Consider the following 21,039-nt stretch of genomic DNA (forward strand, 5'->3'; position numbering starts at 1 on the left):
TATTACCTCCCTAATGATTCATTTGCTTCACGGATCAGTTCATCCGTTAATTCCTTTACGCTTACAGCCTTTTTTATTCTGTAAGCATTTTCTCCCGCAAATACGACTCCGTTTTCCGTATCGCCCTTTGCGGCATTTATCAGTGCGTCGCTTATACAATAAATCGTATTGCTCGGATTGCACGGTATCATGCAGTTATAACAGTGAGTTATCTCCGCTTTCAAATCAGGATTTATACTCTCCGTAAACCTGTTTTTTAATGCTCTCCCCGGAAATCCCGTCGGTGAATCTATAATCACAATATCGTCTTTTTTACAGTTAATAATCGCATTCTTAAATTCATTACTTGCGTCACATTCATGTGTGGCAATAAAACGGGTACCCATCTGTACTCCGTCGGCTCCGAGTTTTAAATATTTTGCAATATCTTTCCCGTCAAATATACCTCCTGCAACGAATATCGGAATTTTAAAGCCGTATTTGTTTTCATACGGTATTTTTGCATCCCTTATTCCGTATAAAATGCTTTCTGCGCTTTCGCAATTTCCGTTTAATATCTGTTCTTTTTTAAATCCTAAATGGCCTCCCGCCATACTGCCTTCAATAACTATAAAATCCGGACATATTCCGTAATGTTTATCCCAATACTTTGCAATTACGTTAAAGGCTTTAACGCTTGATACTATCGGGGCAAGAAGCACATCTTTATTGTCCGCAACAGAAGGCAATTTAAGCGGAAGACCTGCACCGGATATGATTGCATCCACATTTTCCCTGCATGCAACTTTGACATAATCGTCATAGTCTTCGCTTGCACACATAATATTTACGCCAAGCAATCCTCTCCCCTCAGAAATATATCTTGCCTTACGTATTTCTTCCGCAAATGCATCCATGTTACATTGAAATGTATTTGTCTTGAAACCCTCTTTGTAACAGCCCGGATGAGCAGCGCTTATAACTCCCATTCCGCTCTCTCTCATTACACTCCCCGCAAGATTTGACAGAGAAATTCCGATTCCCATTCCTCCCTGTATAATGGGAACCGATAATTTTCTATTTCTGAATTTTATTTCTTTTAACATTATATATCTCTGATTTTTCTTTCTAATTCGCTTAATACCGTTTTAGATCCGGTAACCATTTCATCAAATATTTGTGATAAAGGTTTTATTTCTTTGCACATTCCTGCGATTTGACCCATCATAACCGATCCGTCCCGAACGTCTCCGTCTTTTACCGCTCTACACAATGCCCCTATGGTGAGTTTTTCGCGTTCTTCCTGACTTTCTTCCTGCTTTTCCAGTTTCATGTACTCTCTGCTTAATCTGTTTTTAAGCACCCTTACAGGTGAACCCGCCGTTCTGCCCGTAACTACCGTATCCGTATCTTTGGCTTTAAGAACTGCCTGTTTATAATTTTCATGAATCGGGCATTCTTTACTTGCAAGAAGACATGTCCCGAGCTGAACTCCTTCCGCACCAAGACAAATCGCCGCATCAAAGCCTCTTCCGTCTCCTATTCCTCCGGCTGCGATTACGGGAATACTTACGGCGTCGACAACCTGCGGAACAAGGGCCATTGTTGTCTGCTCACCCACATGTCCGCCCGCTTCGCCTCCTTCAACAATTACAGCATCCGCGCCCACACGTTCCATTCTTTTTGCAAGAGCAACACTTGCAACCACGGGAATTACCTTTGCACCGCTGTTCTTCAGCATTTCCATATAGACACCCGGGTTACCCGCACCTGTTGTTACAAGCGCCACATTTTCCTCTGCAATCACTTTCATGATTTCTTCCGTATGTGGGTTCATAAGCATAACGTTTACACCGAAAGGTTTATCCGTTAATTCTTTACATTTGTGTATTGCTTCTTTTGTTTCTTCGGCATTCATGGCTCCGGTTCCTATTATTCCCACTGCCCCCGCTTCAGATACATCTGCCGCAAATTCGGCTGTAGCTATATGTGCCATTGCCCCTTGAAAAATGGGATATTTAACACCAAATAATTTATTAATCATATATAAATGTGCCTTTCTCAACATTCTCTGATTGTTCTGAACCTCCGCAGTGCAAATGCGGTATTGTAATAATTATGTTAATCGTCTTTAAATTTATACTTGATATAGGTAGGAACTGTAAGTAAAACCTCCGCCGAATCCCACCAGTATGATTCTGTCATTTTCTTTTATTACGCCCTGCTCTTTGGCTTCGCTTAACGCAATTCCGATGCTTGCCGAAGATGTATTGCCGTACTTATCCAGATTTACAAATACCTTCTCCATCGGAAGGTTCATACTTTTTGCGACATGCTTTATTATTCTTATATTTGCCTGATGAGGAATTATACAATCAATGTCATCTATCGTAAGTTTTGCTTCCTTAAGTACTTCCGCAACGGCCTCTTCCATAACTCTTATTGCAAATCTGAATACCTCATTACCCTGCATGGTCATGTAATTGTTCGTTGCTCGGTTTGATATCATTAAAGGCGTTAAGCCGTTATTTTTACATGTTAATACGCCTCTGTTATCCCCCATGCTGTTGCTGTACATAAATGTTTCTTTTTCACATTCTTCGTATTTAAGTATTGCGGCTCCCGCTCCGTCACCGAACAAAATACATGTACTTCTGTCAGAATAATCAAGTATTTTACTGTTGGTTTCCGCTCCGATAATGAGAACCGTTTTAAATCTTCCAAGTAACGACGAACCCACCTGTAAAGCCGTAATAAAACCGTTACATGCGGCATTTACGTCAAACGCCATAATTTTTTGTTCATTCAGGCCCAACATATCCTGAATAAGACAGGCCGTGGACGGCATTGCATTGTCCGGAGTCATGGTTGCAACTATTATTGCTTCAATTTCTTTTTTATCAACTCCCGCATCCTTTATTGCATTACACGCAGCCTCATATCCCAGTTCGCTTGTATTTTTATTTTCACTGAAATATCTTGTTCTGATACCTGTTCTCGTGGTTATCCATTCATCATTTGTATCCACGATTTCGGACAACATATCGTTTGTAACGCAGGTTTCCGCTGCCTTATGACCTACGCCGATTATTCTTATGTTTTTCATACAAATTTACCTATTCTGCGATATTTGTTATATCTGTCTTCAAGCAACACCTCTGTTTTCATGGCTTTAAGTGTTTTAAGCTCCTTTATGAGGTACTCGTCCAGTTCTCTGACTGCATCCTCCATGCCTTTTTGTATTCCGCCCTCCGGCTCGGCAATGATTTTGTCCGTTATTTCCTTTTCGTATAAATCAAATGAAGTTAATTTCATGACTTCACTTGCCTCTTTTGCTCTCGTTGCGTCTTTCCAAAGTATGCTTGCAAATCCCTCCGGTGAAAGAATGGAATATATGGCATTTTCAAACATAACTATTCTGTCAGCCACGGAAAGCGCAAGAGCTCCTCCGCTTCCGCCTTCTGATATTACAACGGCAATTACGGGAACCTTAAGGTCGGAAAATGTATACAGACACTCGGCGATTGCGCTCGCCTGACCTCTTTCTTCCGCTCCTTTGCCCGGATATGCTCCCGCCGTATCCACAAATGTAATAATCGGTCTGTTGAATTTTTCGGCCTGTTTTGCAAGTCTTAGAGCCTTTCTGTAACCTTCGGGACTTACCATTCCGAAATTTTTCTTCAGATTTTCTTCCAATGATTTACCTTTTGATTCTGCTATTATCGTAACCGGAATACCGTGAAAAGAACCTATACCGCCTATTATTGCCTTGTCGTCGCCGAACAGCCTGTCTCCTGCAAATTCATGGAATTCATTGAATAATTCTTTAATAAAATCCTGTGATTTCGGGCGGTCTGTCTGCCTTGCAATCCCGACTCTCTCCCAAGCGGTAATCTTTGACCCGTTAACGCTTATATCCATATCATTTAACTCCGTGTAATCTGATTAAATCACTAAGTGTCTTTTTCAATTTTTTTCTTTCAACAATCATGTCCACAAAGCCCTTTTCCTTAACAAATTCTGCTCTTTGGAATTCTTTAGGCAACTCTTCGTTTATTGTCTTTTCAATAACACGTCTTCCGGCAAATCCGATGAGTGCCCTGGGCTCTGCAATAATAATATCTCCCAGCATTGCGAAACTTGCGCTTACCCCTCCCGTCGTCGGGTTAGTAAGGACACTTATGTAAAGATTTCCGTGATCGCCAAACCGCTTAAGCGCAGCGCTTGTTTTCGCCATTTGAATAAGTGACACTATACCTTCCTGCATTCTCGCTCCGCCGCTTGCACAAAATATAACCAACGGCAAGGCGTTTTCATCCGCCATTTCTATAAGCCTTGTTATTTTATCTCCGACCACACTTCCCATACTTCCCATCATGAAATAGGAATCCATAACGGCTATGGCTGTTTCTTCGCCGTTTATTTTGCCGATACCGCATATTACGGCTTCATTTAAACCGGTGTCGTTTTTGTATTTATCCAGCTTTTCAGAATATCCTTCAAAGTCAACATCGGTTGTCGTAACATCCGCATCCGTTTCTTTAAACGTCCCTCCATCGACAATCTGCCTGATTCGTTCCCTTGAGCCTATCCTTACGTGAGAGCCGCACTCCGGACATACATATAAATTGCTTTTAAATACTTCCGTCTGTACAGTGCTTTTGCATCTTTTACATATCCTAAACAGGTCGTCCGGAATTTCCTTTGCGCTGTAATTATTCTCTCTTTTACTGCGGACGTTAAATAAAGTTATACGTTCTCTTCTTCTTTTAAATATATTCTTCATTTTCCTTTAACTCCTCGATAAAAGCAGCCGCAAAACCTGTTGTATATCTTCCGTCTATAAAATTCTTATGGTGAAGAAGCAGATAGTGAAATTCTATATTGGTATCTATACCTTCAATAATCAGTTCTTCCAAAGCAATACGCATTTTTTTAATGCACTCAAGTCTTGTGGGAGCAAATGTTATGACTTTAATAATCATCGCGTCATAAAACGGAGGTATGGTGTATCCGTTATATACACCCGTTTCATTTCTTACTCCTCTTCCTCCCGGGAGATTTAAAAATGTTATCTTTCCCGGTGACGGCTTAAAATCTTCTTTTGTATTTTCCGCATTTATTCTGCATTCCATAGCATATCCGTTAATTTTTATATCTTCCTGCTTTATGGTCAGTCTGTTATTTTCGGCAATTTTTATCTGTTGTTTTACTATGTCTATGTTGCATATCATTTCCGTAATGGGATGCTCTACCTGAATTCTTGTATTCATTTCCATAAAATAGTAATTACCGTGCTTATCCAGAAGAAATTCTATGGTGCCCACAGAGTCATATCCCACGGCTTTACATGCTTTAACAGCGTCATCAGTCATTCTTGTTCTTATTTCATCGCTTAATGTAAAGCAGGGAGCCTCCTCCACAAGCTTTTGATTTCTTCTTTGAAATGAACAGTCTCTTTCATAGAGATGAATTACATTGCCGAAACGGTCTCCTATCAGCTGAACTTCAATATGTTTTGGATCTTCTATAAATTTTTCAAGATATACCTCATCATTGTTGAAGCACGCTAAGGCCTCGCTTTTTGCGCTGTTAAATGCATTTACGAATTCATCTTCACGGTGAACTATTCTCATTCCTCGTCCGCCGCCGCCCGCGCTCGCCTTTATCATGAGAGGATATGTGATTTCTTTTGCGCGTTCCAAACCTTCTTCAACTGTTTCAATAACGTCCCTGCTTCCGGGAACCACGGGGATTCCGGCTTCTTTCATAATTTTCTTTGCGGTTGACTTATTGCCCAGCTTCTCAATAATGTCTGCGCTTGGCCCCACAAATATCAGACCGCATTTCTCTACCAATCTCGCAAATTCCGGATTTTCACTTAAAAAACCAAAACCGGGATGAATTGCGTCGCATCCGGTTGAACATGCCGCCTGTATAATGTTGTTCATATTCAAATAGCTGTCGACGGCTCTCGGTGCTCCAATGCATACGGCTTCGTCTGCCAACTGAACATGAAGCGATTCCGCATCCGCTTTGGAGTATACGGCTACCGTCTTTATTCCCATTTCCTTACACGTTCTTATTATTCTTATGGCAATTTCGCCACGATTTGCTATAAGTAATTTCTTTATCATATCAATCTCCGATTACAAATAACGGTGCGTCATATTCCACCATCGAACCGTCTTTTACAAGTACCTCTTTTAAAATCCCCGATTTATCCGACTTTATTTCATTCATTACCTTCATGGCTTCAACTATACAGACAACATCGCCTTCATTAATCATGTCGCCGACTTTTACAAAAGGCTCCGCTCCCACGGCGCCTGCCTGATAAAATGTACCTACAATAGGAGATTTAATGTAAGCTTTATGTGTTTCTTCACATGCGGCTGCATTTCCCGCCTGCGCCGGCTTCCGATCTGCAACCGTTGAATCGGATTGCTCTCCGACATATACGGCATTAGCAACGGGAGTCGTATCTTCCGAATGTGCAACAATGTTTTTTTCAAGCTTAATCTTTAAGTCGCCTGCCTCAAGCTCCATTTTGGCAACATTGCTCTTTTCAAATATATTTACAATCTCTTCTATATTCTTAGTTTCCATAATCTTCTCCATACACTTACTTACACATTCACGAATGTCAAAACATCCGGTAAAATAGTTTGATAGTCAAAATTCTTTATCATTATACATACTTAGATAATCAAAGTAAATACTTTGATTATCAAAACTTTAAATTTGTAATCGAAATAAAAAGCCCTTTTTGTATCGGATCCCGTCGTCAGATCTTAATCTGATTTTCGGACTTCCTTACAAAAAGGGCTTTAAAAATATAATTCAAAAATAATAACGAAATGTTAAATCACATATCACTGCTTTGAAGCGATAAGATCCATAATATCCTTAACAGTCTCAAGCTTAGCCAGTTCTTCGTCTTCAATGGTGATATTGAACTCTGTTTCAAGTTCCAGAGCAAGCTCCACGGCCGATAAAGAATCGATATCAAGATCGTCCTTTAAGTTTGCGTCTTCCGTAACCAATGCCTCATCAACATTGATTGCATCTGTCAATACCTTTTTAATCTGCTCTAACATACTTATCCTCCTAAAGCGTTCCATGTTATGTTCTATTTAGTTTGAAAATCAAATTAAATAGTTTGATATTCAAAATTTCTTGTTCATTATACATAGTTCGATAATCAAAGTAAATAGCAAATTACAATTTATTTTAAAATAAAAAACCGCTTCCGCTGCATGAAATATTATCATCAACGGAAACGGTACATAGATTTAAATATATTTTTGTAATTATGCGGCGGAAGTATTGAGAAATCTTAATCTTGCGCTTGCAAATGCCGCTACCGCAAGACTTATAATGTCACCCGGTATATATACCCAGAATAAGTTGTACAGAATATACGGAGCATCAAAAGTCTTTCCGTAATGAACATTCATAATGAATATAAAATATAATATTCCTATTGCATAAATAATTCCCAATTCAAGCAAACCGATTAAAAATCTTGTATAAATATTATTTTTTATTTTTAAAAGCGTGCTGCCTACAATAACTGCAACCAAAAAGCCTATAAGATAACCGAACGAAGGAACCAACACATACATGAAGCCGCCGCCGCTGGCGAATATCGGAACGCCCGCCAGTCCTATTGCAAGGTATACAATCATTGAGGAAACAGCTACTTTCCTCGAAGTTGTAAATGTAACCAAAAAAATGAATAAAGTCTGCAAAGTTACCGGCACTATGGATATAGGAAGCTTAATAAATGCTCCCACGGCAACCAGCGCCGCAAACAAAGCAGTCAGAGTCAATTCTTTTGTCGTATATTTCATATCTTCTCTCCCTGTTTGAATTATTAATATTTTATGTTCTTTAGAATAACATACGATAAAATAATTGTAAACCTATTTTTATTTTTAGTTAACATTTTTATGATATAAAATATTTACAATATTATATTTATTATTTTATTTTCTATTTTCTATTTAGTAATATTATTAATCTAACCGACTTGCAGATTATTTAAGAATTAAATTTTCGAATTAAACGAGGCTCCAGATAACACGATATATAATCAAATTTAGTCAGACATAAAAAAATCATATCAGGTCATCCCCAAAATGCACCTGATATGATTTTTTTTACTTTTGTTTTTCTTTTTCTTTTTCTTCGTTTCGGGTAAGTTCCACATCCGAATACTGCTCTCTAAAATAAGCAAGAATTCTTTCCAGAGATTCATTTAATAATTCATTTTCTTCCAATCCCATATCTTTTATGACTTTATCAATCATATTTTTATGGAATTCTTCATGTATCTCAAGGACCGGCTTTGCCTTGTTGGTATTAATTAATCTCTGAACCCTTTTGTCGGCGTCATCACGATATTTAACGACATATCCCTTTTTAATAAGACGGGAAATATTGGTACTCATCGTTCCCTGTGTAACCATCATTCTTGCAGCAATATGAGACATACTGTTATCGCTTGCTTTTGATATATTTTCAAGAATATGAACATCATTCATGGACAGGTCTATGCCCTTGCTTCTGATATTCCTCTCTTCAATATATAAAATAAACTGGAACAGACCCACTAATAATTCATTTAATGTATGCCTTGGTGTGCTCATTGCCATCTCCTTCAAGAACCGGTTGAATTAAACAATTATCAGTATATCATATTATCGCTTCTTTAAGAACATCATCCATTGTCATTGCATAAACTATCTTCATATCGCCGATAATTTCAGGATCCAATTCCTCTACGTCCCCTCTGTTTGCCGCAGGCACGATGACCTTCGTCATACCGGCCTTATTGGCTGCCAGAAGTTTTTCTTTAAGTCCGCCTATAGGAAGTACAATGCCCGTAAGAGTAACTTCGCCCGTCATGGCAACGTCTCCCGCAACCTTCTTTCCCGTTAACACGGAATAGAAAGCAGTAGACATTGTAACACCTGCGGAAGGTCCGTCCTTAGGCACGGATCCCGCCGGAATATGCAAGTGTATCGTCTTAGTGTTGAAACGCTCATCTTCCGTATCCGTTACAATAGAGCGAACAAACGAAAGAGCAATTCTTGCTGATTCCTTCATAACATCGCCCATCTGTCCCGTTAAAATAAGGTCTCCCTTACCAGGCATTTCATTTACCTCGAGTTCAATAACGGTACCGCCTACCTTGGTCCATGCAAGGCCGTGAACTCTTCCGACCATAGGAACATGATTGAATTCAGGTTTGTGAATCTTCTGCCTGCCCAGGTATTCTTCGAGATTATCCTTTGAAACCGTTAATTTCTCAGACTTTAATACTCCTTCATTATACAGTTTCCTTACTGCCTTACGGCATATGGTTGCAATATTTCTTTCAAGACTTCTTACTCCGGCCTCCATGGTGTACTCATTAATAATCGAACTTATTGCATCATCCGTTATTACGAGATTGTCGCCGGTAATACCGTTTTTCTGTAACTGTTTAGGAATTAAATGATCCTTTGCTATATGAAGTTTTTCATTCTCCGTATAACTGTTCAGTTCGATAATTTCCATACGGTCAAGAAGAGGTTCGCTCATTGTGGATAAATCATTGGCAGTGCATATAAATAATGCTTTTGAAAGATCAAAAGGCAATTCAACATAGTGATCCACAAAATGTGAGTTCTGCTCGGCATCAAGTACTTCAAGAAGTGCCGCGGATGTATCGGAACGGTAATCCGTTCCGACTTTATCAATCTCATCAAATAATATAAGCGGATTTTTAACCTTTGCATCAATTATTCCGTTTATTATTCTTCCCGGAATTGCTCCCACATAAGTTCTTCTGTGTCCTCTGATTTCAGCTTCATCCTTAACGCCGCCGAGAGCAATTCTTACGTATTCCTTACCCAGAGCCTTTGCCACAGATTGCGCAATGGAAGTCTTACCTGTTCCCGGAGGGCCGAATAAACATATTATAGGAACATCTCCGCTGTTTGTAATATTTCTTACCGCAAGAGAATCGATAATTCTCTCCTTCACCTTTTGAAGACCGTAATGTTCTTCGTCAAGCACCTTTTGAACAACATCCAAATCATTTCTCTCGGGTGTTTCCGTTTCCCATGGAATATCCAAAAGAGTATTAATATATGTACGGCTTACATTTGATTCCGGAGAACTGTCGGATAATTTCTTAAATCTCTTGATCTCTTTTTCAATCTTCTCTTTTACTTCTTCCGGAGCATCCAGCTCTTCGAGTCTTCTGGTGAATTCCTCATCCTCCGTTTCGCCGTCGTCTCCGTACAATTCCTTATTAATTTCTTTAAGCTGTTCCTTAAGGACAAACTTTTTGTGGCTTTCGTCCATGTTTTGACGGACTCTCTGATCAATATTTCTCTTTATTCTCTCAATGTTTAGTTCATTGGAGATAGTGGATCCTAATATCTCAAAACGCGGATTAAGGCTTGAAAGTTCCAAAAATGACTGCTTAATCTTGTAGTCAATCGGAATATTTGCCACAATTGATTCCATGAGTTCCGAGAGTCTTTCAATTTTTATCCACTTTGAAATGAGCGTTCTCTTATATTGATCCGTCATTTCCGAAAGCTGCATATATTCACCCATTATGGTTCTGAGCTCTCTTTTAAGCGCCTCCGTAACTATCGGATCGTTGTCCTCTTCCCTTTGAATGATATTTATGTCTTCGGGATGTACCGTAACCGTGTCGTATTCTTCATCGATGTGCACATCTTTTATCAATGCTTTTCTTATGCCGTTAACATTGAATTGGGCATATCCCTTTTCTCTGTCAATGACATCATTTACTTCGCATATTGTTCCTGTTCCGAAAAAAGGTTGTGGTCCTGATTCCTTCTTTGTTGCAACAAATACAAGCTTATTATCGCTTTCGAATCCTTTCTTTGACGCGCTTATATTTTTGTCACCTGAGATTATTACCGAAAGAAAACCTCCCGGAATAACCGTTGCTTTTTCAACAACAACAAGCGGCAACTCATAATCAACAAGTTCTATATCTATCATGGCCACCTCCGATTTAATTATTCTTTTTTATCTTTATATTCTATTAACGGTTCCTTCCCTTCGATAACCGATTCTTCCGTTATTGTACACTTTGAAATGTTATCGTCGGAAGGTATGTTAAACATTACATTTCTCATTACGGATTCAAGGATTGCCCTGAGACCTCTGGCGCCTGTATTTCTCTCAAAGCTCTTTTTTGCTATTGCTTTGAGGGCTTTTTCTTCAAACACCAGTTCAACTCCGTCCATTTCAAACAGAGCCTGGTATTGCTTTACTATTGCATTCTTAGGTTCCGTAAGAATTCTTATAAGAGCATCTTCATCAAGTGAATCCAATGCCACTATAACAGGTATTCTTCCGACGAATTCCGGAATAAGTCCGTATTTGATAATATCCTGAGGCAATGCTTCATGATACAATTCGCCTACCGTCTTCTCTTCCTTTGAAGCCAGTTCCGCTCCGAATCCTATGGAATTGGAATTCATTCTTCTCTCAATTATCTTGCCGAGCCCGTCAAATGCTCCTCCGCATATAAATAAAATATCCGTTGTATCAATCTGAATAAGTTCCTGCTGAGGATGTTTTCTTCCTCCCTGAGGCGGAACACTCGCAACAGTACCCTCAAGTATCTTTAAAAGGGCCTGCTGAACGCCTTCTCCGGACACGTCTCTTGTAATGGAAACATTTTCTGATTTCTTGGAAATCTTATCTACTTCATCAATATATATAATTCCTTTTTGAGCTCTTTCAATGTCAAAATCAGCTGCTTGAATGAGCTTAAGAAGGATGTTTTCCACATCCTCGCCTACATATCCCGCCTCCGTAAGGGCCGTTGCATCGGCAATGGCAAACGGAACGTTGAGAAGCTTTGCAAGGTTTTGGGCAAGAAAAGTCTTACCGGAACCTGTAGGACCGAGTAATAAAATATTACTCTTTTGTATATCCACATCGGAATCCGTCTTATGTAATATTCTTTTATAGTGATTGTATACCGCTACGGCAAGAGATACCTTAGCTTCATCCTGACCGACAACAAAGTCGTCCAGGTATTCTTTTATCTCTTTTGGCTTCAAAAGCTTGATATCTTCGAGATCGCCTTCGAAGGAATCGTAATCACTTCCATTCACCAACTGTTCATTAATGATTTCCGAGCATATATCTACGCATTCATCGCAAATATATACCCCGTTAGGACCTTGAATTAATTTTTTAACTAAACTCTGTTTTTTATTACAAAACGAACAGCGAAGTTCATCATCATTCTTTTTTCCAGCCATAATACTCCATTTCGAAATATAATATCACCCACATATATTTTATTGCATAAAATTATATTGATATCAATACACAATTACGCTCATATAAGCAATAATTATACATATTACCTGATTACTAAATATTCATATAATAGATAAAATAAGGGACTGTGCCACAAAAGGCAAGCCCCTTATTAAAATATAATAACAAAACCGCTATACGGTAAGAACACGGTATAAATACTTATTTAGATATTATCTGATCTGTCAGTCAATTACTTTTCCCTGTTCTCTACTATTCTGTCGATAAGGCCGTATTCAAGCGCTTCCTGCGCCGTCATGTAGTTATCACGTTCGGTATCAACTTCAAGTTGCTCAAATGTCCTGCCTGTATTAGCTGCAAGAATCTCATTAAGTTTCTTTCTTGTTTTCAAAATTTCTTCGGCAACGATTCTGATTTCAGTTTCCTGTCCTCTCGCTCCTCCGGATGGCTGGTGAATCATAATCTCAGCATTAGGAAGCGCAAGTCTCTTGCCCTTTGTACCGCCGGATAAAAGGAATGCTCCCATACTTGCGGCCATTCCGATACATATTGTTGATACGTCGCACTTAATGTAATTCATAGTGTCGTATATAGCAAAGCCGGCTGTTACAGATCCACCGGGACTGTTGATATATAAATAAATATCCTTTGTCGGATCTTCGGATTCCAGGAATAATAACTGTGCAACAACAAGACTTGCCGTTGCGTCATTAACTTCTTCACCCAAGAAAATAATTCTGTCTTTTAAAAGTCTGGAATAGATGTCATAGGATCTTTCACCCTGACCTGTCTGTTCAACGACGTAAGGAACTAATGCCATAATTACACCTCCGTTTCAATGTATGTAAATTGTAGAATAACACCGACTATAAATTCAGCCGGTGTTAATTCTTATTATATATCAGCTTATAAATCAGCAAATATTAGTTTTCAGCCTCTTCCGCCTTCTTTGTTGAAGTCTTCTTTGTTGAAGTCTTCTTTGCAGGCTTTTTCTCTTCTGAAGCTTCTTCCTTATCTGCGGCTTTCTTTGCCGTTGTCTTCTTTGCAGGCTTCTTCTCTTCTGCTTCTTCCTTGTCTGCAGTCTTCTTTGCAGTTGTCTTTCTTGTTGTCTTCTTAGCAGGCTTCTTCTCTTCCGCTTCTTCCTTGGCAGCCTCTTCAGCCTTAGCCTCAACCTCAACAGCTGTATCTACAACAAGGTCTATTGCCTTACGGATTGCGGCATCTTCTCTGATCTGAGCTCTTGCTTCATCGTCAAGAATGTTCTTGAAGTCTGACAATTCAATATTGTAATTCTTAGCCTGTGATTCAAGTTCCTTTTCAAATTCTTCATCGGAAACTTCGATTCCCTCAGCCTTAACAATAGCTTCTACCGCATATCTCTGCTGTAATCTCTTTAACGCATCCGGTCTCATTGTATCTCTTAACTGATCCATTGTTGCGCCTGCATACTGGAGATACTGCTCTACGGACATGCCCTGCTGCTCAATGCTTCTCTGGAAATCATTAATCATTCTTGTAATCTGATCGTTAACGATAGGCTCTGCAATGTCCATCTTAGCGTTTGCAATAACCTGATCGATGGCAAATCTTTCCTTAAGATTCTTTGCATTGATTCTCTTATTTTCTTCAAGATTCTTCTTAACAGAATCTTTGTATTCGGCAAATGTATCGAATTCTGATACATCCTGTGCAAATTCATCATCAAGTGCAGGTAAAATCTTCTCTTTGATTTCCTTAACAACTACCTTGAATACGGCTTCCTTGCCCTTAAGAGCTTCTGCCTGGTAATCTTCAGGGAATGTAACCTTAACGTCCTTCTCGTCTCCTACGGATAAACCGATAAGCTGATCTTCAAAATTGTCAATGAATGTATGTGATCCGATTGTAAGAGGATAGTTCTCACCCTTGCCTCCCTCAAAAGGAACATCATCGATAAATCCTTCAAAATCGATTGTTACGATATCCTTATCCTGAACAGGTCTTCCCTCAACAGCCTCTGTTCTTGAGTTCTGATTCTGTGTCTTTTCGATTTCGGCGTTAACTTCGTCATCACTTACGGATGTTTCCTGCTTAACAACCTCAACACCCTTGTATGTACCGAGTTCAACTTCAGGCTTAACGGCAACATCGGCCGTAAACACCATTGGGTTCTCATCATCCATCTTGATAACCTTTAAGATTGGATGTGATGCAATGTCAAGTCCGCTTTCTTTAGCGGCTGCTTCATATAATTCAGGTACTATCTCATCTGCAGCGTCGTTATAGAAAACAGTCTTTCCGTACATCTGCTCAATGATTTTACGAGGAGCTTTTCCCTTTCTGAATCCCGGAACATTAACACGGTTTCTAACCTTTTTATATGCTCTTTCAATACCCTTTTCAACTTCCTCAGCCGATGCCTCAACAACGAGACGGTACATATTCTTATCACCTAATTGCTCAACCTTAACGTTCATGTTTTTAAAGAATTCCTCCCAAAAATTTAAAATAGTAAAATACTTTTAAAATGTAAAATACTTTCAAAATTCACATGCTGAGAATTATAACATATAAATAATCAGTATTACAACATTTAATGACTCCATTAAATACAATAGTTATCATATATTTTTCTGTGATCTTCCATCATGTCGGACTGTGAAGGAGCGTGAGCGGTACATACAATGTACTTTTTGCCGTTTTTCTCTACTTCAACCACCATACATGACCTTGCCTCGGTTGTATAACCTGTCTTTCCGCCCAATAATTTTACGTTGTTGATATTATATCTGTAAAAATATTTATAAACCAGGCTGTACAGTCCGATACCGTTTTCATGCATGGACGGTGTCGACATAAAATATCTTTCGGCCGAAAGAACCGGAGCCGCATCGACATTTTGCATTGCATAATTTAACAATACGGCAATGTCGCAGGCAGTGGAATAGTTGTTCTCGTCGTGCAAACCTACCGGATTGGTAAAATGGGTGTTCTTAAGACCCATCATCAGTGCTTCGAGGTTCATAAGATCAGCAAAGTACTTAAAATCCACGTTATCAGTGGTTGCCGCCGCAATACCGAGAGCCGCGTCACCGCCTGACGGAAGTATCAGTCCGTAATACAAATCCTTTGCGCTGACCTTTTCGCCTACCAGCAGACCCGCAAGCGACGCGCCGCTTACATAACAATAGTCGGATGCTTCCAATGTAAATTCATACACTTTATCCGGACTGCTTATAAAATCGTTGGCGGTAAGCAGAGTCATAACCTTTGTCATGGAAGCGGGATACATCTTTGCGCTATCCGCTTTACCCGCGATAAACTCATTTTTCTCAACATCAAGCACTGCCGCAAAATCCGATGTTATATCTTTCATTTCTTTATATGATGCGGATCTGTACGGATATGCCATGTCCTGCAAAATGGTTTTTGTCCTGTTGGAATTATTTTGAGACGTAAATGCCTCTGTTTCGTTGTTTACATCTGATTCGCCGTTTGCACCGGATTCGGCGCCGCTCTGCGCTTCGTCAGCCATGGTAGAAGTCCTTCCGCCGGCAAATGAAAATAAGACCACCGAAACAACGACGGCAACAGCCGCAAGGACGGTTAGAAAAAGCGTTGTCTTTATTCTTCTTTTCCGCGCTCTTTCCTTTTTTTTCAGGTTTAATTTATACTTTCTAAGGTATTCTTTTTCCTTATCTCTGTTGTCATTTTTTTGCATTCAATATCCCTTTTCCCTTTAATTCAGTAATTTTTTCTCGGATTCTTCGAGATATTGAAGTTCCACTCCGAGTTCCACTGCGCTGTTTTCATCTTTAAGGTATTCAACCAATGCAAGCCCCAGATCCACGGCAGTTCCCATTCCTCTTGCCGTTATAATATTCCCGTCTGCAACTACCCTTGCAGGAGCTTTGTGTACCTTTGCTCCGATAAGCTTACTTTCAAATCCCGGGAATGCGGTTGCGTTCTTTCCTTCAAGGAGCCCCCATTCTCCCAGCACACTCGGAGCCGCGCATATTGCGGCTATTCCCTTCCCCTGATCCGACTGCGAAATAAAAAGCTCTTTTAATCCCTCAACCTCCTTATATGAAGGTGTGCCCGGCCCTCCGGGAAGAAAAAGGATGTCCGCTTCTTCACTTTCATCATTAAACAGTCTGTCGGCTTCCACAATAATATTTTGGGCGCTTGTAACCTTTGTATCCCCCGTAACGCTGACAATGTCAACTGTTATACCCGCTCTTCTTAATATATCTATAACAGCCATGGCTTCTACGGTTTCAAAGCCGTCTGTTAAATATGTATTTACTTTCATATCTTTATCTCCAATATTACATATATTTTACATTGGTTCTATTATATGTGTTTTGGATGTTTTTTCATATAGTTTTTATACAAAAATATAAATTTGAAAACTTCACGACTTTACAAAAAAATCTCCCCAAACAGAGTAGTTCTGCTTAAGGAGATTTTTCTTATATCTCGTAATTAACGTAAAATATTTATACTGCTAAGACTTATTTACCCTTTTTCCTTTGACGGAATAAAAAATGTCCTTACAACCGGAGTTTTCTCCAGCATCTTAAGAATAAAGTAGGTTGCCGCCGCATATATAGGCGCCGAAACAAGCTGCTTGACTACTCTTGCACCCATAAGAGCGATGAATCCCTTTCCGTAGAGTATATTAAGCCATAAGCTGTTCATAAGTATATATACAAGTACCATATTAATCACTTCGGCAAGAATAACTCTCCACAAACTGACTTTTTTCTTATAAAAGAACAGTCCGTAAATAACGGCCGTAACCACATTGCTGATTGTAAATCCCGGGAAAAAAGCACCCGTCGGTTTTACAAGCCAACCTAAAATGTCTGTTGCCGCTCCGACTACTCCGCCCCATACCGGACCGATTATATAACCTGCCACGGCAAATACAAATGATGTAAATCTTACTTCCGCAATGTTGCTTATCGGAAGCTTGAAGAAGCTCAACACCGTTCCGAGGGCAATAAGAAGCCCGGCTACGGCAATCAGTTTTGTACTCTTACTTTTCATAAAAAAAACCTCCTTTGCAGTTCTCGTAAACTACATAGGAGGTTATCTGTATATTCAGGATAATTCTCTATAACTATGTAGCAGCGGGATGCGAAATTAAAACCGCAGATAAATCCTTCGTCTGTGCAGCAACTCCCCGTCCGCACAGCACTTCACGCTTTAATTTCTACTCTGCAATATAATATTATGTCATTCAAAATTATGAACAACAAATCATTTGTTACGAAGATAAGTTAACAAATGAAACTAATAAAGTCAAGTACATGGACTGATGATTTTCAGGCATGTACGGCATCTGCCATGCTCTTTATATACTCACCCACATGCTTCGGAGCGTTCTCTCCCTCTTTTTCGATAATCTTTATTATCGCACTTCCTACTATCGCTCCGTCTGCCGTTGACGCCATTTTTGCGGCCTGTTCGGGCGTGGATATACCGAATCCGACTCCTACGGGTACATCCGTTACGCTTTTTATTTTTTTGCAAATGGCACCGATATCCGTTGTTATGGAACTTCTTACACCCGTAACTCCGAGAGATGACACAAGATATATAAATCCCTTTGCTTCACTTGCTATTTCCGTAATCCTGTCTTCTGATGTAGGAGCAATAAGAGAAATTAAGTCTACTCCGTGCAAGGTTAAAACGGAGTCAAATTCTTCCTTTTCCTCATACGGAACGTCCGGAAGTATTACTCCCTGTATTCCGACACTTTCACATTTTTTTGCAAATTTTTCAATTCCGTATGAATATAAAACATTTGCATATGTCATAAATACCATGGGTATACTGACTTTTTCCCTGATTTCCTCTACCATATGGAATATTTTATCCGTTGTAACTCCGCCTTTAAGAGCTCTTTCATTTGCTCCCTGTATTGTAACCCCCTCTGCCGTTGGGTCTGAAAACGGAATACCGAGTTCTATAAGATTTGCGCCTGCTTCAACGGCGCTGTAAACTACTTCCTTTGTGGTTTCGAGATTCGGATCGCCGCATGTTATAAACGGGATAAATGCCTTACCCTTTGAAAATGCGTCTGCGATATTGATTTTATTCATAAATATCCTCCCCTCTGTATCTTGCCATTGCGGCGCAGTCCTTATCACCGCGTCCGGATACATTTACCACTATTATTTTATCTTTCATTTTCGGAGCGATTTTTATGGCATACGCTATTGCATGAGCCGATTCTATTGCGGGTATGATTCCTTCCGTTCTTGATAAATATTCAAAGGCATTTACCGCTTCTTCATCCGTAATCGCTACATATTCCGCTCTTTTTATGTCATGTAAATATGCATGTTCAGGCCCTATTCCCGGATAATCCAGTCCTGCCGATATCGAATATACCGGAGCAATCTGTCCGTATTCATCCTGACAGAAATATGATTTCATACCATGGAATATTCCGAGCCTTCCCGTATTTATCGTAGCTGCCGTATCAGCCGTATCTATACCTCTTCCCGCAGCTTCAGCCCCGATTAATTTAACTTCTTTGTCTCCGATAAAGTTATAGAATGCCCCTATTGCATTGGAGCCTCCTCCGACACATGCGATTACAGCATCCGGAAGCCTTCCTTCAGCTTCCGTTATCTGTTCTTTTATCTCTTTTGATATTACGGATTGAAAATCTCTTACGATAGTAGGAAACGGATGAGGTCCCATAACTGAACCCAGACAATAATGTGTGTCGTCTATTCTGCTCGTCCACTCTCTCATACATTCCGAGACAGCGTCTTTAAGAGTCTTTGTTCCGGACTCTACTGGAACCACATCCGCACCCAACAGTTTCATTCTGTATACATTTAACGCCTGTCTCTCACAATCGACAGCGCCCATATATATAACGCACTCCATTCCGAGCAGTGCCGCTGCCGTAGCTGTCGCAACTCCGTGCTGACCCGCTCCCGTTTCCGCTATAAGTCTTGTCTTTCCCATCTTTTTTGCAAGAAGCGCCTGTCCAAGTACATTGTTTATCTTATGTGAACCTGTGTGATTTAAGTCTTCCCTTTTAAGGTATATCTTTGCTCCGCCCAGGTCTTTTGACATTTTTTCTGCGTAATAGAGTCTTGAAGGTCTTCCTGCATACTCATTTAATAATCTGTTTAATTCATCGTTAAAATCTTTATCATCCTTATATCGGTTATATGCTTCTTCCAACTCGATGACGGCATTCATAAGTGTTTCCGGCATATATTGTCCGCCGTGAATACCGAATCTGCCCCGGCTTTTTTTACTTGCTTCCATTTATTCTCCTCACATTCTCAACAGTTAACAACATTTTTTTCAAGTCTTTTCTTTTATCCGTCTCTATGCCGCTGCTTAAATCCACGGCAAAAGGCAACTTACCGCTAAGTGACTTTATTTTTTCCGGAGTCAGTCCGCCTGCAAGAATATATTCTCTCTCAAAATCGTCAAGCACATGTCTGTCAAATGCAACTCCGGATCCCTTCCCCGAATCAAATAATACTTTATCCGCTTTGGAATCCTTTGCATTTTTTAGTACAGCCTTTAACTTCTCACTGTCGCTTATTACTCCTGACAATTCAAAAACTTTCCAAATTTCTTTATTGTCTGTCATTGACTTAAGTTCAGATATATATTCATCCGTTTCCGATCCGTGCAGCTGCGCCGTATCTATTACATTTCTGTTTAACAGGTCGGCAACAATATCCAAATCTTCATTGAGAAAAACCCCTACTTTCTTAATCTCGGGATTCACCTCCGAAGACAGCTTCTCCAATTGTCCTACACTTACATTTCTGTGACTTTCAGGTACATTTACTATAAATCCGACATAATCCGGTTTTGCGATATTTGTATATTCTATGTCCCGTTCACTCCACATTCCGCATAATTTCACTAACATTACACTGCTCTCATTTCTCTGATTGTCTCAGGAATGTTTTTTGATCTCATAAGGACTTCACCCATAAGCACCGCATCTGTTCCGGAATTCTTCAGCGTTTTAATATCCTCTGCGGATGATATTCCCGATTCGGCAACAAATAATATTTTCTCAGGCACCTTTTCCTTAAGAGTGAGGGCATTTGAAATATCAACGGAGAAATCTTTGAGATTTCTGTTATTTACTCCTATTATGTCCGCCCCTGCATCAATTGCCGAATTTATCTCATTCTCGTTATGAGCTTCCACAAGAACATCAAGCCCTATGTTTTTAGCGGTTGATATATATGATTTCAAATCTTCCGGTTCCGTAATGGCGGCTATAAGGAGAATTGCGTCCGCTCCCATAAGCCTTGCCTGATATATTTGATATTCATCAACCACAAAATCTTTTCTCAACATAGGCGTATCCGCACGCTCCCTTACGGTTACAAATATATCGTCGCTGCCAAGAAAATAATCAGGTTCAGTAAGGCATGATATGCAATCCGCTCCCGCATCTTCATATTCTTTTGCGATTTCTATATACGGGAAATTCTTTGATATTACTCCCTTTGACGGTGATGCTTTTTTTATTTCGCATATAAATGACAGACCGGGTTTTTTTATTGCATTATAGAATCTGCCGTTTCCGAATCTATCTAAATTGTCATATCCTGCATCATATATTCTTTTTAATTCTTCAAGGGAGAACAATGATTTATTTCTTTCCACTCTCTCCCTTGTGGAACGCGCTATTTCATCAAGTATTGTTTCGCTCATGGTTTGCCCTCCCTTTTATATACATTT

21 protein-coding genes and 1 riboswitch are annotated in these 21,039 nt (G+C 39.7%); all 21 genes read right to left on the reverse strand.

All coding sequences use genetic code 11. The features are described 5' to 3' along the window. Positions 1 to 2 precede the first annotated feature (2 nt). The gene (locus ACYQ1N_RS01405; RefSeq protein ID WP_459832134.1) at positions 3 to 1,088 is read right to left on the reverse strand and encodes an NAD(P)H-dependent flavin oxidoreductase; all 1,086 of its coding nucleotides are present in this window, start codon (positions 1,086 to 1,088) and stop codon (positions 3 to 5) included. After that, positions 1,085 to 1,975, reverse strand: a complete 891-nt coding sequence (locus ACYQ1N_RS01410; RefSeq protein WP_459831859.1) for a nitronate monooxygenase — start codon at positions 1,973 to 1,975, stop codon at positions 1,085 to 1,087. Before ACYQ1N_RS01410 ends, ACYQ1N_RS01405 begins: the two co-directional genes overlap by 4 nt. A 141-nt stretch (positions 1,976 to 2,116) precedes the next feature. Continuing rightward, the gene (locus ACYQ1N_RS01415) at positions 2,117 to 3,085 is read right to left on the reverse strand and encodes a beta-ketoacyl-ACP synthase III (RefSeq protein WP_459831861.1); all 969 of its coding nucleotides are present in this window, start codon (positions 3,083 to 3,085) and stop codon (positions 2,117 to 2,119) included. Further along, positions 3,082 to 3,900, reverse strand: a complete 819-nt coding sequence (locus tag ACYQ1N_RS01420; RefSeq protein WP_459831864.1) for an acetyl-CoA carboxylase carboxyltransferase subunit alpha — start codon at positions 3,898 to 3,900, stop codon at positions 3,082 to 3,084. Before ACYQ1N_RS01420 ends, ACYQ1N_RS01415 begins: the two co-directional genes overlap by 4 nt. Position 3,901: 1 nt before the next feature. Then, complete coding sequence (gene accD / locus ACYQ1N_RS01425) at positions 3,902 to 4,765, reverse strand: acetyl-CoA carboxylase, carboxyltransferase subunit beta (protein WP_459831867.1); 864 nt, start codon at positions 4,763 to 4,765, stop codon at positions 3,902 to 3,904. Beyond that, on the reverse strand, positions 4,749 to 6,116 hold the full coding sequence (gene accC, locus ACYQ1N_RS01430) for an acetyl-CoA carboxylase biotin carboxylase subunit (RefSeq protein ID WP_459831870.1): 1,368 nt from the start codon (positions 6,114 to 6,116) through the stop codon (positions 4,749 to 4,751). The genes accD and accC overlap by 17 nt, the downstream gene beginning before the upstream one ends. Position 6,117: 1 nt before the next feature. Next, the gene (gene accB / locus ACYQ1N_RS01435) at positions 6,118 to 6,588 is read right to left on the reverse strand and encodes an acetyl-CoA carboxylase biotin carboxyl carrier protein (protein ID WP_459831872.1); all 471 of its coding nucleotides are present in this window, start codon (positions 6,586 to 6,588) and stop codon (positions 6,118 to 6,120) included. A gap of 266 nt (positions 6,589 to 6,854) precedes the next feature. After that, entirely contained in the window at positions 6,855 to 7,079 is a 225-nt protein-coding gene (locus ACYQ1N_RS01440; protein ID WP_459831875.1) for an acyl carrier protein, read from the reverse strand. 213 nt (positions 7,080 to 7,292) lie between these two features. Beyond that, positions 7,293 to 7,835, reverse strand: a complete 543-nt coding sequence (locus ACYQ1N_RS01445) for a biotin transporter BioY (RefSeq protein ID WP_459831878.1) — start codon at positions 7,833 to 7,835, stop codon at positions 7,293 to 7,295. Positions 7,836 to 8,144: 309 nt separating this feature from the next. After that, positions 8,145 to 8,633 (reverse strand): MarR family winged helix-turn-helix transcriptional regulator, encoded by a 489-nt coding sequence (locus ACYQ1N_RS01450; protein ID WP_459831880.1) that lies wholly within the window; start codon positions 8,631 to 8,633, stop codon positions 8,145 to 8,147. A 46-nt stretch (positions 8,634 to 8,679) separates the two neighbouring features. After that, positions 8,680 to 11,013 carry an endopeptidase La gene (gene lon, locus ACYQ1N_RS01455; protein WP_459831882.1) on the reverse strand — a complete coding sequence of 778 codons (2,334 nt, stop codon included), beginning with the start codon at positions 11,011 to 11,013 and terminating at the stop codon, positions 8,680 to 8,682. 17 nt (positions 11,014 to 11,030) lie between these two features. Then, positions 11,031 to 12,290, reverse strand: a complete 1,260-nt coding sequence (gene clpX / locus ACYQ1N_RS01460) for an ATP-dependent Clp protease ATP-binding subunit ClpX (protein WP_459831885.1) — start codon at positions 12,288 to 12,290, stop codon at positions 11,031 to 11,033. A 254-nt stretch (positions 12,291 to 12,544) separates the two neighbouring features. Next, a complete protein-coding gene (gene clpP / locus ACYQ1N_RS01465; RefSeq protein WP_177956265.1) occupies positions 12,545 to 13,132 on the reverse strand; it encodes an ATP-dependent Clp endopeptidase proteolytic subunit ClpP in 588 nt (195 codons plus the stop codon). Positions 13,133 to 13,235: 103 nt separating this feature from the next. Further along, on the reverse strand, positions 13,236 to 14,768 hold the full coding sequence (gene tig / locus ACYQ1N_RS01470) for a trigger factor (RefSeq protein ID WP_459831888.1): 1,533 nt from the start codon (positions 14,766 to 14,768) through the stop codon (positions 13,236 to 13,238). A 128-nt stretch (positions 14,769 to 14,896) separates the two neighbouring features. Continuing rightward, positions 14,897 to 16,012 (reverse strand): D-alanyl-D-alanine carboxypeptidase family protein, encoded by a 1,116-nt coding sequence (locus ACYQ1N_RS01475; RefSeq protein WP_459831891.1) that lies wholly within the window; start codon positions 16,010 to 16,012, stop codon positions 14,897 to 14,899. Positions 16,013 to 16,030: 18 nt separating this feature from the next. Then, on the reverse strand, positions 16,031 to 16,603 hold the full coding sequence (locus ACYQ1N_RS01480) for a DJ-1 family glyoxalase III (RefSeq protein WP_459831894.1): 573 nt from the start codon (positions 16,601 to 16,603) through the stop codon (positions 16,031 to 16,033). 206 nt (positions 16,604 to 16,809) lie between these two features. Beyond that, the gene (locus ACYQ1N_RS01485) at positions 16,810 to 17,343 is read right to left on the reverse strand and encodes a folate family ECF transporter S component (protein WP_459831896.1); all 534 of its coding nucleotides are present in this window, start codon (positions 17,341 to 17,343) and stop codon (positions 16,810 to 16,812) included. A gap of 79 nt (positions 17,344 to 17,422) precedes the next feature. After that, positions 17,423 to 17,519, reverse strand: a riboswitch (THF riboswitch). Between the two features lie 102 nt (positions 17,520 to 17,621). After that, positions 17,622 to 18,401: a tryptophan synthase subunit alpha gene (gene trpA, locus ACYQ1N_RS01490; protein ID WP_459831899.1), complete on the reverse strand. Its 780-nt coding sequence runs from the start codon at positions 18,399 to 18,401 to the stop codon at positions 17,622 to 17,624. Next, positions 18,394 to 19,590 carry a tryptophan synthase subunit beta gene (gene trpB / locus ACYQ1N_RS01495; RefSeq protein ID WP_459831901.1) on the reverse strand — a complete coding sequence of 399 codons (1,197 nt, stop codon included), beginning with the start codon at positions 19,588 to 19,590 and terminating at the stop codon, positions 18,394 to 18,396. The genes trpA and trpB overlap by 8 nt, the downstream gene beginning before the upstream one ends. Further along, positions 19,577 to 20,212 carry a phosphoribosylanthranilate isomerase gene (locus tag ACYQ1N_RS01500; RefSeq protein WP_459831903.1) on the reverse strand — a complete coding sequence of 212 codons (636 nt, stop codon included), beginning with the start codon at positions 20,210 to 20,212 and terminating at the stop codon, positions 19,577 to 19,579. The genes trpB and ACYQ1N_RS01500 overlap by 14 nt, the downstream gene beginning before the upstream one ends. Further along, the gene (gene trpC / locus ACYQ1N_RS01505) at positions 20,212 to 21,012 is read right to left on the reverse strand and encodes an indole-3-glycerol phosphate synthase TrpC (protein WP_459831906.1); all 801 of its coding nucleotides are present in this window, start codon (positions 21,010 to 21,012) and stop codon (positions 20,212 to 20,214) included. The genes ACYQ1N_RS01500 and trpC overlap by 1 nt, the downstream gene beginning before the upstream one ends. Positions 21,013 to 21,039 lie beyond the last annotated feature (27 nt).

The organism is Howardella ureilytica, assembly GCF_054657495.1.

What these genes read in the sequence shown, in the direction of transcription:
- ACYQ1N_RS01410 (WP_459831859.1), bottom strand. Translation starts at nt 1,975, where the DNA reads ATGGCACATATAGCTACAGCCGAATTTGCGGCAGATGTATCTGAAGCG.
- ACYQ1N_RS01415 (WP_459831861.1), bottom strand. Translation starts at nt 3,085, where the DNA reads ATGAAAAACATAAGAATAATCGGCGTAGGTCATAAGGCAGCGGAAACC.
- ACYQ1N_RS01420 (WP_459831864.1), bottom strand. Translation starts at nt 3,900, where the DNA reads ATGGATATAAGCGTTAACGGGTCAAAGATTACCGCTTGGGAGAGAGTC.
- accD (WP_459831867.1), bottom strand. Translation starts at nt 4,765, where the DNA reads ATGAAGAATATATTTAAAAGAAGAAGAGAACGTATAACTTTATTTAAC.
- accC (WP_459831870.1), bottom strand. Translation starts at nt 6,116, where the DNA reads ATGATAAAGAAATTACTTATAGCAAATCGTGGCGAAATTGCCATAAGA.
- accB (WP_459831872.1), bottom strand. Translation starts at nt 6,588, where the DNA reads ATGGAAACTAAGAATATAGAAGAGATTGTAAATATATTTGAAAAGAGC.
- ACYQ1N_RS01440 (WP_459831875.1), bottom strand. Translation starts at nt 7,079, where the DNA reads ATGTTAGAGCAGATTAAAAAGGTATTGACAGATGCAATCAATGTTGAT.
- ACYQ1N_RS01445 (WP_459831878.1), bottom strand. Translation starts at nt 7,835, where the DNA reads ATGAAATATACGACAAAAGAATTGACTCTGACTGCTTTGTTTGCGGCG.
- ACYQ1N_RS01450 (WP_459831880.1), bottom strand. Translation starts at nt 8,633, where the DNA reads ATGAGCACACCAAGGCATACATTAAATGAATTATTAGTGGGTCTGTTC.
- lon (WP_459831882.1), bottom strand. Translation starts at nt 11,013, where the DNA reads ATGATAGATATAGAACTTGTTGATTATGAGTTGCCGCTTGTTGTTGTT.
- clpX (WP_459831885.1), bottom strand. Translation starts at nt 12,290, where the DNA reads ATGGCTGGAAAAAAGAATGATGATGAACTTCGCTGTTCGTTTTGTAAT.
- clpP (WP_177956265.1), bottom strand. Translation starts at nt 13,132, where the DNA reads ATGGCATTAGTTCCTTACGTCGTTGAACAGACAGGTCAGGGTGAAAGA.
- tig (WP_459831888.1), bottom strand. Translation starts at nt 14,768, where the DNA reads ATGAACGTTAAGGTTGAGCAATTAGGTGATAAGAATATGTACCGTCTC.
- ACYQ1N_RS01475 (WP_459831891.1), bottom strand. Translation starts at nt 16,012, where the DNA reads ATGCAAAAAAATGACAACAGAGATAAGGAAAAAGAATACCTTAGAAAG.
- ACYQ1N_RS01480 (WP_459831894.1), bottom strand. Translation starts at nt 16,603, where the DNA reads ATGAAAGTAAATACATATTTAACAGACGGCTTTGAAACCGTAGAAGCC.
- ACYQ1N_RS01485 (WP_459831896.1), bottom strand. Translation starts at nt 17,343, where the DNA reads ATGAAAAGTAAGAGTACAAAACTGATTGCCGTAGCCGGGCTTCTTATT.
- trpA (WP_459831899.1), bottom strand. Translation starts at nt 18,401, where the DNA reads ATGAATAAAATCAATATCGCAGACGCATTTTCAAAGGGTAAGGCATTT.
- trpB (WP_459831901.1), bottom strand. Translation starts at nt 19,590, where the DNA reads ATGGAAGCAAGTAAAAAAAGCCGGGGCAGATTCGGTATTCACGGCGGA.
- ACYQ1N_RS01500 (WP_459831903.1), bottom strand. Translation starts at nt 20,212, where the DNA reads ATGTTAGTGAAATTATGCGGAATGTGGAGTGAACGGGACATAGAATAT.
- trpC (WP_459831906.1), bottom strand. Translation starts at nt 21,012, where the DNA reads ATGAGCGAAACAATACTTGATGAAATAGCGCGTTCCACAAGGGAGAGA.